Raw genomic sequence first — 15,211 nt, 5'->3', positions numbered from 1 at the left:
GCGCCGATATATTTCATTTTGCGCCGATAACTAGGTAAGAATCGCTGATATATTTTAATTTTGTGCTTATGATGTAATTTTTAACGTTTGTTTGCAGCGCATTCTTTTTTGCAATTTACGTGTATATTTCTTTTTATCTTTTCTTGTTCCTTTTATATACATAAATAAACTAACGATTCCAAACAATGTATATTGCAGAGTAAGAATGTACGGAGACATTCCTTGCAGTGGTTGTTTCGGATCATATAGATGAATAGGTGCTCCTCCAATGGTAGGAAAAATAATATTTAAAATAACATAGGGAAGTGAACTTACAGTGAATGGAAATAAAATCGCCATGTAATCTTTTTGCGACCACATAGAGGCAGCTAGACCTAACACAGCCATGAAACCAGCAAATAAAAAATTAATCCCAATGTATACAGAGATATAAGTGATCGGAGAATCATAATACAATGATGCAAACATGCCATTTGTATTGATTAAATTATTTGTTACGGATGGTACACCATCTGGTATTGTGAGCTTACAAAGTAATAAAGAAAGTAAGAACGGAAAAATGTAAAGGAATCCACCACAAAAAAAGGTAACGATATATTTTGTGTATAAATACGAAAGAAAGGAAACTTCTTTACTTATAAAAGACTTAAATTCTTCTAATCTATCAGCGTTATAACTTGTGCTAAAAGGTAAAGTAGCGATAATGGGCATTAACAATAAATAAACATCCATTTCATTATCACGAAATCCAATCCACTTATAGGATGTTGTTAATAATTCGTCTGGTACAGAATTAATATATTGTAAAACGTAGTAATAGTGATATATAAAAAGAAGAACGAACATACTGCATAAAAAACACATCGAGAGCGGATTTAAAAAAGCTTGTTTAATTTGTAAGCGAAGTGCACGAATCATGATTGAGAAACCCCCACTGATTAAAGTTCCACTTTATCTTTCATTTTTTGATAAGAGTAATACTTGATTGTAAAGAATATACTTATTTTCTATATTACTATTAATTGTAAAGATTTTCTTGTTTTTTTATCAATAATTGGAATGTTATTTGTAAAATAGAGTTGATAATCCTGAAAGGGGAAATGGAGTATGAAAAAAGTATCATCTAAAATATCTAAAGCTGAGTTAGAAATTATGAAAGTACTTTGGTTGAATTCTCCGCAAACGGCAAATGAAATCATTGAGAAGCTAGAGTCAAAAATAGATTGGAAGCCAAAGACAATTCGAACATTTATTAATCGGCTCGTTCAAAAGGAATCAGTTTCGTATCATTAAGATAAAGGGCATATGTATGCGTTACGATCCATTAGTATCACAGTTGCAAGTCGAAACAAAATCGTTACTGAATCGTTTTTGTGGTGCAGCGTTCAAACCGTTACTTGTAAATTTTTTAAAAGAAGAGAAACTTTCTTCAGAAGATATTCATGAATTGAAACGCATTTTGGATGAACAGACAGAAGAAAATGAGCAGGAAGGTAGATCGTAATGATAGATACATTCGTACATATTTACCTTTCGCGCTTCTTTGACTGGATAATTGAAACATCACTTATGGCGAGTATATTAGTCGGTATCATCTTATGTGTCAAAATTGTACTCAAGGATAGGCTAACGCTTAGGTGGCAATATGTATTATGGATGATTGTAGTAGTGAGACTTCTTTTACCATAGTCACCAGATAGCTCTTATAACATATTTTTACCTTTTCACTTCCGTCCATTTTTTGATACACTATGACTATTATAAGCAAGGTTTCATTTATGACTGGAATTTTTGATACGGGGAATAACTAAAAAAGAGAACTTGTATATACTGGAAGACTGTGATAATATCAAATGTGTACAAATTGACTATATTATCCATTTGGTCATTTTTGGAGGTGAAGATGTGGCAATAGATCGAAAACGTTCTATTATTGAGGCTGCAACAAAATCTTTTTCAGCGTTTGGTTATAAGGCAACGACAATGGATCAAGTTGCGAAATTGGCTAATGTTGGAAAAGGGACAATTTATACTTTTTTCAAAAATAAAGAAGAATTATTTGGTGAAATTATTTCGAATTTAATTGCAGAAATGAAGGAAGTTGCAAAAGAATCCATTCGTCCAGATATTTCATTCTTTGAAAATGTACATAGAGCATTATACAGCATCTTAGAATTTAGAAAAGAGCATCAGCTTATGATTAAGCTGATCCAAGAAGAACGAGATATGGGAACGAAAGAAGTACAAGAAGTGATGCAGCAAGTAGATACAGAAATTGTATCCTTTATTCAAGCCTATTTGGAATTTGCAATCGAGAAAGGTGAAATCAGTAAATGCGATCCAGAAATTACAGCGTTTATTATGCTTAGACTATATGTATCACTTATTTTCGATTGGGAAAAAAATCATGAGCCACTAGAAAAAGAAAGAATTGCAGAGTTATTTGAACTATATTTATTAAAAGGATTGTCAAACTAAGATAATCTTTTTTTTGTTTCAGTAGGAATGATTCTGTAGCATGACGGTTAAGTGAAGTATGTTCTATACTCATATATATTGCATAAGATGTTCAAGAGAAAGAAAGAAGGGCGGGGAGTTTTATCATATATTTGCAATATGAAATTGGGGAGATAGAAGGACTTTGTAATCAGCTCATGGCTATTTTTAGAACAATAGGAGAAGCTTTATATTATGCGAAGCAACATGATGCAGTTTGTATCCTTTTAAAAGATGTGCAAACTCGAAATTCCGTTGACTTTCATAAGAGCCCGTATTTTTCAAAAATCAATATTGACTCTTATTTGGATGTAGATGAATGTAGGGCGTTATTTTACAAGAAAAATATTTTAGTGAAGCGGCATCAACCGGATATGGATGAGACTTTTAAGCATATGATTACTTGTAGGCGGTTTCTTCAACGACATATATTACGAGATGAAAGTAGGGAGACAGGACAATTTATTGCGAAATCTTTACCCTTTGCGAAACATATACAAAAATTAGCTAGCTGCACGATTGGTCTTATGTCTTTTTACCCGAGATGGAGAGCGATTCAGCTTAGAATTGAAGGAGATTTAGTTCATTTACCTGTGGAAGGATTCGACTTAGCGGCTCATACAGAAAATCAACTTCAACAAATAATCAATACAATTGCAAGTACAGCGGATTTATCGGCTGTTTATATTGCTTCTGGTGTTCAAGAGGAAAAGTATCATCGCATTGTAGCTCGTATAAAAGAACATTTTCCTCATTTAGTCATAGTCAGAAAGCAAGATGTTTTACAAACGTACCCTGGCTTGCAGAAGGAGTTAGATGCATTGTGTTTAGAGGAACAAGCATTAGTCGACTGGTTAGTTTGTATCGGTGCGCCTCTTTTTGCTGGACCTCATGCCTCCTCATTTAGTTATTTAGCAGGATATATGCGCCATTATCGAGGGTTTGATAAAGAAACGACATATTTATGGCCAGAGTATCAACCATATTGGGATCAATGGTTTCCTCGTTTGTAGAGAAGATGAGTATATAAAAATAGTGCCATATGTATAAGTTTCATATACAATGGCACTATTTTTTTGGTCGTATGTGTGAGTTATATGTTACTCCCTGCATATTTTCTTTGTAGTTCCTCTTTCTTATCGAATACATCTTGGAACTTATTGTCATATCCTTTCGGAAATAGGACACCTAAACCATATGAATGGGAAAATTCAAGATAAGGATGCTGTTTTTTTAATGTCTCCCATAACTTATATACGCCAAAATCACGATCCAACACGGCAATATCATGAAATAAGACGGCACCATTTTTAGAGACTTTCGGCAACCATGTTTCAAAATCATGTGAAACAGCTTCAAATGTATGATAACCATCAATGTGCAATACATCTATACTTTCATCCTCAAATAAATGTAAAGCATCATCAAATGTGGAACGGATTAAGCGTCCTATTGTTGGATAACAATGGTTTGTTACATAACTAACCATTTCAAACACATTCTCTCCGTATGGTCCGCTATGTAAATCACCTTTCCAAGTGTCAACAGCAAAACATTCGGCGGAAAGTTGTTCATCTTTTATTCCTTGGCAAAAGCTGTAAAAAGAAGAACCATAATGTGTTCCTAATTCCACTACCTTTTTCGGTTTCATAAATCGAATGAAGTCGTATGCAAAGTGGTTGTGTCCTACCCAAGCAGAAGATAATCGAATAGACGGATGTACGTAATCAACATCAAATACCGGATTATGATATACCCATTGCATATACAGTTCCCCCCTGAAATTTGGTTCATAATGTAAATATATGTATGTCCTTCAAGGATAGAACGATTTTCGTAGTCATTAACAATTTGAATCGGTTATTAGGGTTTTCTCTAACCGTTCTTTCTGATGGAGATGATGTGCAAAGTGCATATACACAAGTTGAAACCATTCTGTTGCACATAAGTGACCAAGTCCAGGATGAGCCACTGTATGATGGGACGGAATAGAAGAGAGCTTTAGCTGAGTCTTTTTCATCTTGTCGATAAGCTGTAATAATCCTTGTTTTAGATTTTCTTTGTTTGTCGGGTTTTCTGGTGTATATCCAGGGCGATTCGGTATTTTGATTTGAATAGGAGGGAAGGCTCCCATTTTATATACGTCTTCCCCCATTTCTGTTTTTTCACCACTGATTATAGCTGAACCAGTTGCACACTGTTCTATTGCATGTAATTGCATATTGGAAGCTGTAAGTAAGTGATAATACATTTGTCCAAGCGACCATTCTTCTTCAGAAGGCTTTCGTCTCAGTTGTTCCAATGAGTATTTGTTTAATTCATTGATGTAATACAGTGCTAATGTTTCAAACTTCTCTAAAACCATAGTATTGTTCATAGCGTGATCTCCTTTATATAAAAATATATTTCTTAAGGATGACTATAAACGATTCCTACTGACACCGTTATGTCAGTAGGAAAAGAAAAGTTAAGATTGTAACATTTTCTTTGCTTCTTCTCGCATGTTATCAGCAAGAATGGTTGGTTCTAATACTTTTACTTGACTACCCCAGCTGAATATCCATTGAAATACCTCATCAATAGTTCTACATTTTAAAATGACATGAAAACCATCATTTTTATATTCATATGAATCAATAAAAAAGTAACGAGACTCAACAATTTTATGTGCAATCTGAGTAGAGAATACTAAATGAATTGTAACAGTTCGATTATCTGTTGGTTGATAATCTTGTAAATAAAAGTTTTTCGGTTTTTTGAAAAAGGTGTGTTCTTGTTGCAAGTCGTCCATGCGATCTAAACGGAAATGACGGATTTGTTTTCGCAACAAGCAATAGCTAACGATATACCAAATGCCTGAAATATTGACTAATCCATAAGGGTGAACGGTACGTTTTATTTTTTCGGTTTGATTTGGTTTTCGGTAAGAAAAAGAAACACATCGTGCTGTTTGAATGGCCTCTTGTAAAAGAATAAGCTGGTTTTCCAGTTGTTCTGGATTAAATTTTTGGTGAGGAAAGGTTCCAGATAAGAAGCGGAAAGTTCCTTTTAAATTTTCGATTTGTGTTTGCTGTTCAGAAGGGAGAATAGATTCCAATTTTTCCTTAGCAGATTTGGCATGTATAGAAAAATGAGAATCAAAGTTTTTCTCCACATAATCGCTTCCAAGTAAAAGAGATACAGCTTCCTCAGGCTTGAATTGGATAGGTGGCAAGAAATAACCATCCATTAAAGAATACCCTTGCCCTGGAATAGAAAAGATGGGAATCCCCGATTCACTAAGGGCTTGCATATCCCGGTAAATGGTTCTTTTACATGTTTCAAACTTCTCTGCTAACATGTGAGCTGTCACAACTTGGTTCCTCTGTAACTCAATTAATATAGCGAGTAAACGATCTGTTCGGTTCATGATAATCATCCTATTTCTATTTATTCTGTTTATAGCAAGTGTTCGAAAAGTCCACTTATTTTTTCTGCAAATATATACTTTTTCTTATGAATAATATTAATATAGTAAAATCATAAGAACTCATATTGCAGTTTCCAATAATATACTATATAATTTACTAAAGAAAACGTTTTCATACAAAGGGGGAGAATTTCGTGTCAACGATTGAGGACGTGGCGAAATTAGCGGGATTATCAAGAACAACGGTTTCTCGGGTGATTAATAATCATCCGTACGTATCAGATGAGAAGAAAAAGAGAGTTCAATTAGCGATGAAGCATTTAGGCTTCGTACCTAATTCGGCAGCAAGAAGACTTCGAAAACAAAAAACGGAGACAATTGCAGTTCTCGTTCCAAGAATTACAAATCCTTTTTTCAGTAGATTTATTGAAGCAATTGAGATTGCTGCTTCTGAACATAAATATAAACTGATTATTTGTCAAACAAGATACTTACCAGAAAAAGAGATGGAATACTTACAACTGTTATCAACAAAACAAGTAGATGGCATTATTCTATGTTCCCTTGAGAACTCATGGGAAGATGTGGAGCCATATTTACAACACGGTCCAATTGTGTTATGTAATGAATATATTGAAGAAGCAAATATTCCAACGGTTAAATTTGATCATGCTCAAGGAGCATATATTGCGGCAAAACATGTATTAGAGCAAGGGTATCGCAATCTTATTTTCTGCCGTGGCAATGAAACAAAGGTAATTAGCCAACAACGAAAAATGGGATTTTTGCGTGCAGTTACTGAGCAGGGGAAACATGTAGAAGGAATTGATTTTATTGAAAACGTTTTCTCGTGGGGAGATGGGAAAAGACTCTTTCATGATGTATTAAAGGACAAAAAAAATCCTACCGCTATTTTGGCAGGAGGCGATGAGGTTGCAGCTGGCATTATTTCAGAGGCGAAACGCCATAACTGGAGTATTCCAGATAACCTAGCTGTAATTGGTTTTGATAATCAAATTTTATCAAAAATTACAGAGCCTGGTATTACGACAATGGAACAACCAATCGATGACATGGCTCGAAAAGTTATAGATTTAATGATAGATAAAATCCATACAAAAAATTATCGCAAAAAAGAACTATATGAGTTTGAGCTGGAACTCTTGGTGAAAGGTTCAACGATGAAAGATGCGATGTTACTAGCCTAGTAGACAATGTCTGCTAGGTTTTTTATGTGTATACACGATTATTCTTCGTGAACACAGTCATCGCATTTATTATGGTATGCTTCGTGTTGCTCATCAATTTCCTTTCCGCAATGCGTACAAGTTTTTGTTGGCAAATTTCTGAAAAATTCCATTGGTTGATCAATCATGAAAATCCCTCCATTTCTTAATAATATTGTATTAGTACAAAAATAAAAAGTCAACAACTGTTTTATAACAAAATGAAAAATAATGAAAAAGTTTAGGAAATGGATTATAGTTAACAATGTAGAATGTAAGTGAAATCTTTCTCAATATAGAAAGAAAGCATGCATTTCTATCGGTTTTTGAAAGGATGGATACATATGAAGGTGACTGTTGTTGGCTTTTGGGGCGGCTTTCCAGAAGCGGGAGAAGCGACATCGGGGTATTTGTTTGAACACGATGGTTTTCGTTTACTTGTTGACTGTGGCAGTGGTGTATTAGCACAGCTTCAAAAATATATAGCACCATCTGATATAGATGCAGTTTTATTGTCGCATTATCATCATGATCATGTTGCGGATATTGGGGTATTACAATATGCAAGGTTAATTACAAATGCGACAAAAGGGCAATTACCACAATTGCCAATCTATGGGCATGGTTTTGATGTACAAGGATTTGCGTCCTTAACGCATGAGCCGCATACGAAAGGAATTGTCTATCATCCAGAGGAAACATTGCAAATTGGACCGTTCTCCATTTCATTCTTAAAAACAGTACATCCTGTTACGTGCTATGCAATGCGCATTGCGACGGGAGATAAAGTTGTTGTATATAGTGCGGACTCTAGTTATATTCCTGAATTTATTCCATTTACAAAGGATGCGGATTTATTTATTTGCGAATGCAATATGTATGCGCATCAAGAGGCTGCAAAAGCAGGGCATATGAATAGTATAGAAGCCGCAAACATAGCAAAGCATGCCAATGTAAAAAAATTAGTATTAACGCATTTGCCCCATATAGGAAATCCAGCTGATTTAGTAGAAGAAGCAAAACAAATTTTTAGTGGCTCTATTGCATTAGCGCATAGTGGCTATACTTGGAATTCATGAGGTGAGAACATGTTATTTATTGATAATAAAGGGATTACAGATCCTACGATTAATTTAGCAATTGAAGAATATTGCGTGAAAAATTTAGATATTAATGAAACATATTTGCTGTTTTACATTAATGAACCTTCCATCATTATTGGGAAAAACCAAAATACAGTCGAAGAAATTAATGCAGATTATGTGAAAGAGAAAGGGATCCATGTTGTACGCCGTTTATCAGGTGGCGGGGCTGTGTACCATGATTTAGGAAACTTAAACTTTAGTTTTATTACAAAAGATGACGGGGATAGTTTTCATAACTTTAAAAAATTCACAGAGCCCGTTACGAAAGCACTTGGTAAATTAGGTGTGAATGCAGAACTTAGTGGACGTAACGATATTTTAGCTGAGGGACGAAAAATTTCAGGTAACGCTCAATTTTCAACGAGAGGTCGTATGTTCAGTCACGGTACATTATTATTTGATTCTGAAATCGATCACGTTGTATCTGCATTAAAAGTGAAAATGGACAAAATTCAATCAAAAGGAATTAAATCGATTCGCAGCCGTGTAGCTAATATTACGGAATTTTTAAATGAAAAGATGACAACAGAAGAATTTAAACAGCTTCTTCTTGAGACAATCTTTGAAGGAGAAAAGGAAATTCCAACATATGAGTTAACAGAAGAAGATTGGAAAGAAATTTATAAAATTTCTGAAGAGCGCTACCGCAATTGGGACTGGAACTACGGAAAGTCACCGAAGTTCAATTTACAACATTCACACCGTTTCCCAGTTGGACAGGTTGATGTTCGATTAGAAGTGAAAAAAGGAACAGTAACAGAGTGTAAAATATATGGTGACTTCTTTGGTGCACTCGATGTTCATGATATTGAAGAGCGTTTAACAGGTGTTCAGTTTGATAAGGAAGCCTTTGCTGCAGCGTTAGAAGACGTAGATGTAAAACGCTACTTTGGGAATATAACGAAAGAAGATTTCTTAGCATTGTTCTTTTAATAGTGGACTGCTCTCCTAAATTGGGAGAGCAGTTTTCATGTCGTTATTTGTCGTACCGTCGATATCCTGTGTCGAATGGCCGATATATTTTAAATTGCGCCGATATATGTTGAGAAACGGTCGATATATTTCAAAAATCGCTGATAAAATTTCATGCACCATTATTGTTTCACCTCAATTCATTACGAAATACGCTGTAACTGAAATGGGTAAGATTCTTTTATGTTTTTGTAAAAAAGCGGTAGATGCGGTAAGGCGCATGGATTGTAAAAATGAATGAACCTTCATTTCGCTCGTACCTACTGGTAGTAGTGATTTACGCTGCTACTTTATATGCGAGTATTTGAATGTTACTTGATACCCTAATTTTCTTTTAATATAATGTATTTAGAATTTTTAAATTTTCAAAATTTTATAAAGGTGGGGGTTATGTGAATCTCGTTCAATCTTTAGCTGAGACAGCCGTAAAGAAAGGGGAGAAACCAGCTTATATATTTATGGATGAGTCGGTCTCGTATGACCAATTAAATAAAATGGTCACAAAGTTTTCTAGTAATTTAGCAAAAATGGGCATCACAAAAGGGGATCATGTTGCATTAGCTGTTGGGAATTCACCACATTTTTTAATCGGGTTATATGGGGTCATGAAAACAGGAGCAACCGTTGTTCCGGTTAACCCAATATATACCGCAGATGAAATGCATTACATTTTACAAAATGGAGACGTAAAAACAATCATCATACTCGACATCCTTCTACCGATTATACAATCTCTTACAACAAGACTTCCTTCTCTCGAACATATTATCATATGTGAAACCTCATCAGATTTTCAACTTACAGACAACGAAAAAGTGAAAACGTTTACTAGTTTGGTGGAAACTGGAGATATATCTTATGAAGGTCCACTATTACATGAAGAAGACGTTGCGGTTATTTTATACACTTCAGGAACAACGGGACAACCAAAAGGTGCTATGTTAACGCATAAGAATTTATATAGTAATGCGAGAGACGTTGCGACATATTTACAATATACAGAAGATGACCGTGTTGTGGCGGCGTTACCGATGTTCCATGTGTTTTGTTTAACCGTTGCGATTCATGCACCGATTATAAATGGGGCAATCATTTTAATGTTACCAAAGTTTAGTCCAAAAGAAGTATTTCGCATTTGTCGCACATATAAACCAACAATATTTGCCGGTGTACCAACGATGTACAATTATTTATATTTATATGAAGGAGCAAGTGCAGAAGATATGCACTCACTCAGACTTTGCATATCTGGTGGTGCATCTATGCCTGTTGCTCTTTTGGAGAATTTTGAAAAACGTTTTCGTGTCATTGTTTCAGAAGGATACGGACTATCAGAAGCATCGCCAGTGACGTGTTTTAATCCATTGGATCGGCCGCGAAAACCAGGATCGATTGGAACGAATATTTGGCATGTTGAAAATAAAGTAGTAAATGAGCTTGGTGAGGAAGTACCTGTTGGAGAAGTTGGAGAACTGATTGTTCGCGGTCCGAACGTGATGAAAGGGTATTATAAAGCTCCAGAAGATACAGCAGCAGTGCTTCGTGAAGGGTGGCTATATACAGGTGATCTAGCAAAAATGGATGAAGAAGGTTACTTCTATATTGTGGATCGTAAAAAAGATATCATCCTTGTCGGTGGATATAACGTATATCCCCGGGAAGTAGAAGAAGTATTATATAAACATGAGGAAGTGGCTGAAGTAATCGTAATAGGTGTTCCGGATGAAAGTTTAGGAGAAGCTGTATGTGCTTATGTTGTTCCAAAACATGACAGGGTACGAGAAGAAGAGCTCATTCATTATTGTTCGTTGCACCTTGCAAAATATAAGGTTCCCAAAAAGATAGAATTTTTGAAGGAATTACCGAAAAACACCACGGGAAAACTATTAAGAAGAGCTTTGAGAGAAAAGGCAATGCAAGTATAAAGTAAAAAACAACACTGAGTTTGTCAGTGTTGTTTTTTACTTTACTTCTTCTCTACTAGTTTTTTATTTTTCCAATCTAATACAAATGATTTATTAAATGTTTTTTGATCTACATCTTTTATATTATTTCCAACCCAGTTACCAGTTCCGAATGTAAAGCCAGGGCGAAGTGTATAATCGTCAGCATGCTTTGTATAAGCAACTTGGATAGAAGACTGTTCTGTATCTTTTTCTGAAATGACAACAGCAATCATGCCTGGAGAGAAACCGCTATTTGTGAGAGCTGGAAGGTCATTCATTGGGACTAGATTGCCTCGTGCATCTGTTTCATGAGGATACGTACGAGAATACATAAATAATTGGTTTCCATATAAAGCATGGTAAGAATCGCGAGTGTAAATGCCCCAGTTTTGATTATTATATCCATTAAAGAATACGTTCCATTTTACATGTTTATTTGTTTGATCAATTAAGTTTGTTTTATAGCTTGTTTGTTTATAACTGACGGAATCAGACCAAGTTACTTGACCTGTTGCTCCAGATTCGCCACTAGGACCGCTTGGTGTTACAGAGGCTTTGATAGAGCCGCCAAGTTGATAAGAAACGCTTGATGTGACAGTCGTTTCTTCCACTGCATTTGTCGGTGCTACATGAAAGAATCGCGACGTATTATCTTGTAAATTCATTGCAATATCATATTGTGATGGATAGCGCAATGTGACACTTGCCCCTGGAATTGGATATCCATCAACAGGTGCGTCACTAAGAGTTGGGTTTGCTTTCATAAAGCTACCTGTTGTATTAATAACCGCAATTTGCTTATCAGCACTTGGATCATCAATGAAAGTTACTTTTAATGACATTGTCATATTATCTGCTTGTTCATTATTAAATGTATTGTAGCTTGTATGTGTTTTTGCATTTTGACCGATATCTGTTACAACTTGAGAAGTTGTTTGTGCAGCGACAACCGGTGTGTGCATTGCTAGGGCACTACTTGCCAACACAGCAGATAATGCGAGACATTTTACATATGTTTTAGAACGTTTCATAGAATCACTTCCTATTTTGTCGATATATGTCGTATTTCACATATATCGTAGCATGAAAGTGGAAATGACAGGAGAGAATATGCGAAATTGCATATTGGAAATAAACGAAGGAAATGAAAGAGGAGATGTACACTCTTTCATTTCTATTAATCCTCTTTTAAAATAGAGACATTCCATTTCAAATATTTGACTAAAAGCGAGTATAAATGTTTTAGTGCTTGATAAGATACACCAGCGATGACTAAGCCAATAAAAAAACCTATCAACACACTATAAACATCTGAAAAATGGATTTGATGAAATCCTTTTGTAAATCCAACTATTACTAGTAGTAGAGGTGATAGTAATAGTAAAGGAGTAGCAACGATGAGTGCAAGAAGAATTGGCGATAGCAAGAGTAATAAGAAGAAAGCTATCATGATACATATAAAGTTTGCCAAACCTAAGCTCATAACAGACAGGATTGCTATTATCATATTTTTGAGGCTGCGTTTTTGATTCGCGTTGTTTATAGCGTATGTAACATTCATTTCTTTCGCGATCGTTTTAGGGTTTCCAAGTTTTTTACAAATCTCTTCTTCAGATTTCCCATCCTGCTTACCGCTAATAAAATGAGTTTCATATTCTAATAGAATATCGTTTTTTTCTGAATTTGGTATGTTTCCTAGGGAAGAGCTAAGTTTGTTTAAAAATTCCTTTTTGTTCACTACAATCACTTTCCTTTATGAAATGATGCATCACAGTTAAGAATTCAATCTGTTTCTTTATGAGAATTTTGAAAATAAGTGGAGAGAACCTTTCGTTGCGAAAGCGATTCGTCCCCCTCTATTTTTTTAAAATGACATGTTTTTTGGAATGATTTATCTAATTATTTCTAAATATACCATCAACTACCATATATTTCAAGGTACTGTATTATTAGTAGTACTATAAATTGATGAGTACTATATGTATGGATTTTGTATCATCATTTAGACATAAGAACAAATGTATGAACCTAAAACTTCTTCGTAGTGACAATATAACAAGTCGGTTTTCCATCTTGTTTCTTTACTAGATAAATCCTGGAATTGTTTTGTGAAATAAAGTAAAAAAACGTCAAGAAAAAAATGGAGCTTTTCTTTATCATAATACATAGAAGGCGGGTGAACAGAAATAGGAAGAAAAAGGGCGAATCAATGATGATTCGCTCTTTTTATACAGAATACGTAACGACAATTTCGGTTAAGACGTTCTCTTTTGATTCGGAAATGGAAATATGATAGTAATAGCTGTTCCTTTCCCAAGTTCACTTTCAATTGAAATCGTACCGTTATGAGCGAGGACAAGTTGCTTTGTAATAGCGAGACCAAGTCCTGTTCCTGCATTATTTTCTTCTGTATTTGTTCCGCGGTAATACCGTTCAAATAATAGTTCTTTTGTTTTTTCATCCATTCCCTTTCCGTTATCTGTAATAGAAAGAGTGAAAGAATCCTTGTTTTTTGCTAGTTTGACGAGGATTTTGGTCGTTTCATTGTTATGTTTTACGGCATTTGCTAATAAATTTTCAATAATGCGCTGGAACCACTTTTCCTCAATCGAATAATAGATTTTATGGGAACTTGGAACAAATTCAATATTTTGATTTTGAAGCGTAGGGTTATTAATAAATTGCAATAAAATCTTTTGAACAAATTGATTAATTTCAACATGTGAATGTTGAGAAGGAAGCACATTGTTTTTTAATTGGTATGTTAAGCTTAAATCATCGATTAATGTAGTCATATATTGTGATTTTTCTTTTATGACATGACCGAACTCTTGAATATCTTGATCAGTCCATTGATATTGGTTAGATTCTAATAAAAGAGAGTAACCGTAAATCGAACTAAGGGGTGTTTTTAAATCATGAGTGAGTCCGGTAATCCATTCTTCGCGTGTTTGTTGAAGTACTTGTCGCATCGCTTCGTTTTTTTTGAGTGTAATTGAAAGATGTTCTAACGCCTTTGTTACATCTTTAAATAAACGGAATGACCATTTTTCTTTACCAGAGCGCCGAAAGCGAATCGGTTTTCCTTTTTTACTAACAGGTTCTTCATATATTCCGCCGGCTATATTTTTGAGCCAACGCATTGTATGTAACAGCGGTTTTCCAAATTTTCTACCGTACCAAATAGAAATAATGACTAAATAGACAAATGTGACAAGAAAAACAACACCGAAAAAGGTAAGGAATTTTTTCGCGATTACATCCTCATCTATTTCAGATGGATTATAATGAGCATTTTTAGTTGTGATTGTAAATAAAGTTTTGTCTTCCGGATTATAAAGAGTTGAAATGTTTTCTTGATGATTCCAAGGCTCTTTTTCAGAAAGTACGGCTTGAATGGCAGAAAGGGGCTTGCTTCGGTTTTCCGGATAAGAAAAAATTTCTTCCCCATCTGCATTAAAAATTTGTAATACAGCATTTGCAGCAGAAAGTTGTTCTTTTTCAGAGTCAGTTAAAGAAAAATTTGCTGTGAATGGTGCATTGTGCTCTTTTTGTAGTTTCTGCAACAATTTATTGCTTTGAAGTTGCTCACCATAAATTACAATTGCTTTCTTTTTTCCTAATTCAATATCCCAATAAGTGAATTTATACGGGCTATGTATTTGCTGCCTTAAATATGCGACTAATGATGTTTTTGTGTAGGAATCAGGAACCTCTTTAGGTGTATTATAGTGATATAGTACCTTTCCGTTTTCATCCACAATTTGAAGCCAATCCTCTTTTTTTTGAATCGTTTCTTTTACTTTAGCATTCAATGTAATATGACTGTTTTCGAAAGAAACGTAACTGGAAATTGTTGAATTATCAAATTCTGATACATTTGTTTCGGATAAGGACGAGTTAATCAAAATAGCGAAATATCCGAAGGCAATTACGACAGCAATTAGTAAAGTGAATAAGACAAAAATATGTTGTAGAATAAATTGGATAATTAATCTTTTACTTAAATTCATCGCG

The 15,211-nt window shown here is 34.7% G+C and carries 15 protein-coding genes and 2 pseudogenes; 8 read left to right on the top strand and 9 right to left on the bottom strand.

What is annotated here, in order from left to right; all coding sequences use genetic code 11:
• Positions 1-66: 66 nt before the first annotated feature.
• On the bottom strand, positions 67-918 hold the full coding sequence (locus tag MR056_RS05765) for a membrane protein (RefSeq protein WP_011983920.1): 852 nt from the start codon (positions 916-918) through the stop codon (positions 67-69).
• 189 nt (positions 919-1,107) lie between these two features.
• On the opposite strand from MR056_RS05765, the pseudogene MR056_RS05760 reads away from it, so the two are divergent.
• From MR056_RS05760 to MR056_RS05745, 4 genes and pseudogenes are all read left to right on the top strand, one after another.
• Positions 1,108-1,504 (top strand): annotated as a pseudogene (locus tag MR056_RS05760) (BlaI/MecI/CopY family transcriptional regulator).
• Positions 1,504-1,686, top strand: a pseudogene (locus tag MR056_RS05755) (M56 family metallopeptidase); the annotation flags it as partial. The pseudogenes MR056_RS05760 and MR056_RS05755, both read left to right, overlap by 1 nt.
• A 219-nt stretch (positions 1,687-1,905) precedes the next feature.
• Positions 1,906-2,478, top strand: coding sequence for a TetR/AcrR family transcriptional regulator (locus MR056_RS05750; protein WP_011983922.1), 573 nt, complete (start codon positions 1,906-1,908; stop codon positions 2,476-2,478).
• A 131-nt stretch (positions 2,479-2,609) separates the two neighbouring features.
• Complete coding sequence (locus MR056_RS05745) at positions 2,610-3,509, top strand: O-fucosyltransferase family protein (RefSeq protein ID WP_087097954.1); 900 nt, start codon at positions 2,610-2,612, stop codon at positions 3,507-3,509.
• Between the two features lie 80 nt (positions 3,510-3,589).
• Here MR056_RS05745 and MR056_RS05740 read toward each other — a convergent pair whose 3' ends face one another.
• From MR056_RS05740 to MR056_RS05730, 3 genes are all read right to left on the bottom strand, one after another.
• On the bottom strand, positions 3,590-4,261 hold the full coding sequence (locus tag MR056_RS05740; RefSeq protein ID WP_087094592.1) for a class I SAM-dependent methyltransferase: 672 nt from the start codon (positions 4,259-4,261) through the stop codon (positions 3,590-3,592).
• A gap of 78 nt (positions 4,262-4,339) precedes the next feature.
• On the bottom strand, positions 4,340-4,873 hold the full coding sequence (locus MR056_RS05735) for a DinB family protein (RefSeq protein WP_087097956.1): 534 nt from the start codon (positions 4,871-4,873) through the stop codon (positions 4,340-4,342).
• 90 nt (positions 4,874-4,963) lie between these two features.
• Positions 4,964-5,905 (bottom strand): helix-turn-helix transcriptional regulator, encoded by a 942-nt coding sequence (locus MR056_RS05730; RefSeq protein ID WP_048722232.1) that lies wholly within the window; start codon positions 5,903-5,905, stop codon positions 4,964-4,966.
• A 194-nt stretch (positions 5,906-6,099) separates the two neighbouring features.
• Between MR056_RS05730 and MR056_RS05725 the strand changes: the two genes are divergently transcribed.
• Positions 6,100-7,113 (top strand): LacI family DNA-binding transcriptional regulator, encoded by a 1,014-nt coding sequence (locus MR056_RS05725; protein WP_048722235.1) that lies wholly within the window; start codon positions 6,100-6,102, stop codon positions 7,111-7,113.
• 38 nt (positions 7,114-7,151) lie between these two features.
• Here the strand turns inward: MR056_RS05725 and yhfH are convergent, their stop codons facing one another.
• A complete protein-coding gene (yhfH, locus tag MR056_RS05720) occupies positions 7,152-7,280 on the bottom strand; it encodes a protein YhfH (RefSeq protein ID WP_087097958.1) in 129 nt (42 codons plus the stop codon).
• Positions 7,281-7,475: 195 nt separating this feature from the next.
• On the opposite strand from yhfH, the gene MR056_RS05715 reads away from it, so the two are divergent.
• Positions 7,476-8,210 (top strand): MBL fold metallo-hydrolase, encoded by a 735-nt coding sequence (locus MR056_RS05715; protein ID WP_048722239.1) that lies wholly within the window; start codon positions 7,476-7,478, stop codon positions 8,208-8,210.
• Positions 8,211-8,219: 9 nt separating this feature from the next.
• Positions 8,220-9,209 (top strand): lipoate--protein ligase, encoded by a 990-nt coding sequence (locus tag MR056_RS05710; protein WP_011983928.1) that lies wholly within the window; start codon positions 8,220-8,222, stop codon positions 9,207-9,209.
• Between the two features lie 15 nt (positions 9,210-9,224).
• Here MR056_RS05710 and MR056_RS05705 read toward each other — a convergent pair whose 3' ends face one another.
• Positions 9,225-9,371: a hypothetical protein gene (locus MR056_RS05705; protein WP_176371921.1), complete on the bottom strand. Its 147-nt coding sequence runs from the start codon at positions 9,369-9,371 to the stop codon at positions 9,225-9,227.
• Between the two features lie 269 nt (positions 9,372-9,640).
• Between MR056_RS05705 and MR056_RS05700 the strand changes: the two genes are divergently transcribed.
• A complete protein-coding gene (locus MR056_RS05700) occupies positions 9,641-11,173 on the top strand; it encodes a fatty acid--CoA ligase family protein (RefSeq protein ID WP_011983929.1) in 1,533 nt (510 codons plus the stop codon).
• A 41-nt stretch (positions 11,174-11,214) separates the two neighbouring features.
• On the opposite strand, the gene cytK1 is transcribed toward MR056_RS05700, so the two are convergent.
• The 3 genes from cytK1 to MR056_RS05685 form a co-directional block, all read right to left on the bottom strand.
• Positions 11,215-12,225, bottom strand: a complete 1,011-nt coding sequence (gene cytK1 / locus MR056_RS05695) for a beta-channel forming cytolysin CytK1 (RefSeq protein WP_011983930.1) — start codon at positions 12,223-12,225, stop codon at positions 11,215-11,217.
• Between the two features lie 146 nt (positions 12,226-12,371).
• Positions 12,372-12,932 (bottom strand): HAAS signaling domain-containing protein, encoded by a 561-nt coding sequence (locus MR056_RS05690; RefSeq protein WP_011983931.1) that lies wholly within the window; start codon positions 12,930-12,932, stop codon positions 12,372-12,374.
• Between the two features lie 517 nt (positions 12,933-13,449).
• Positions 13,450-15,207, bottom strand: coding sequence for a sensor histidine kinase (locus MR056_RS05685; RefSeq protein WP_242136525.1), 1,758 nt, complete (start codon positions 15,205-15,207; stop codon positions 13,450-13,452).
• Positions 15,208-15,211 lie beyond the last annotated feature (4 nt).

Source organism: Bacillus cereus group sp. BfR-BA-01360, assembly GCF_022663595.1.
Lineage (GTDB): Bacteria > Bacillota > Bacilli > Bacillales > Bacillaceae_G > Bacillus_A > Bacillus_A cytotoxicus.
Note: the sequence above shows the minus strand (reverse complement) of the source record. Positions and strands in the feature narration are given on the sequence as shown.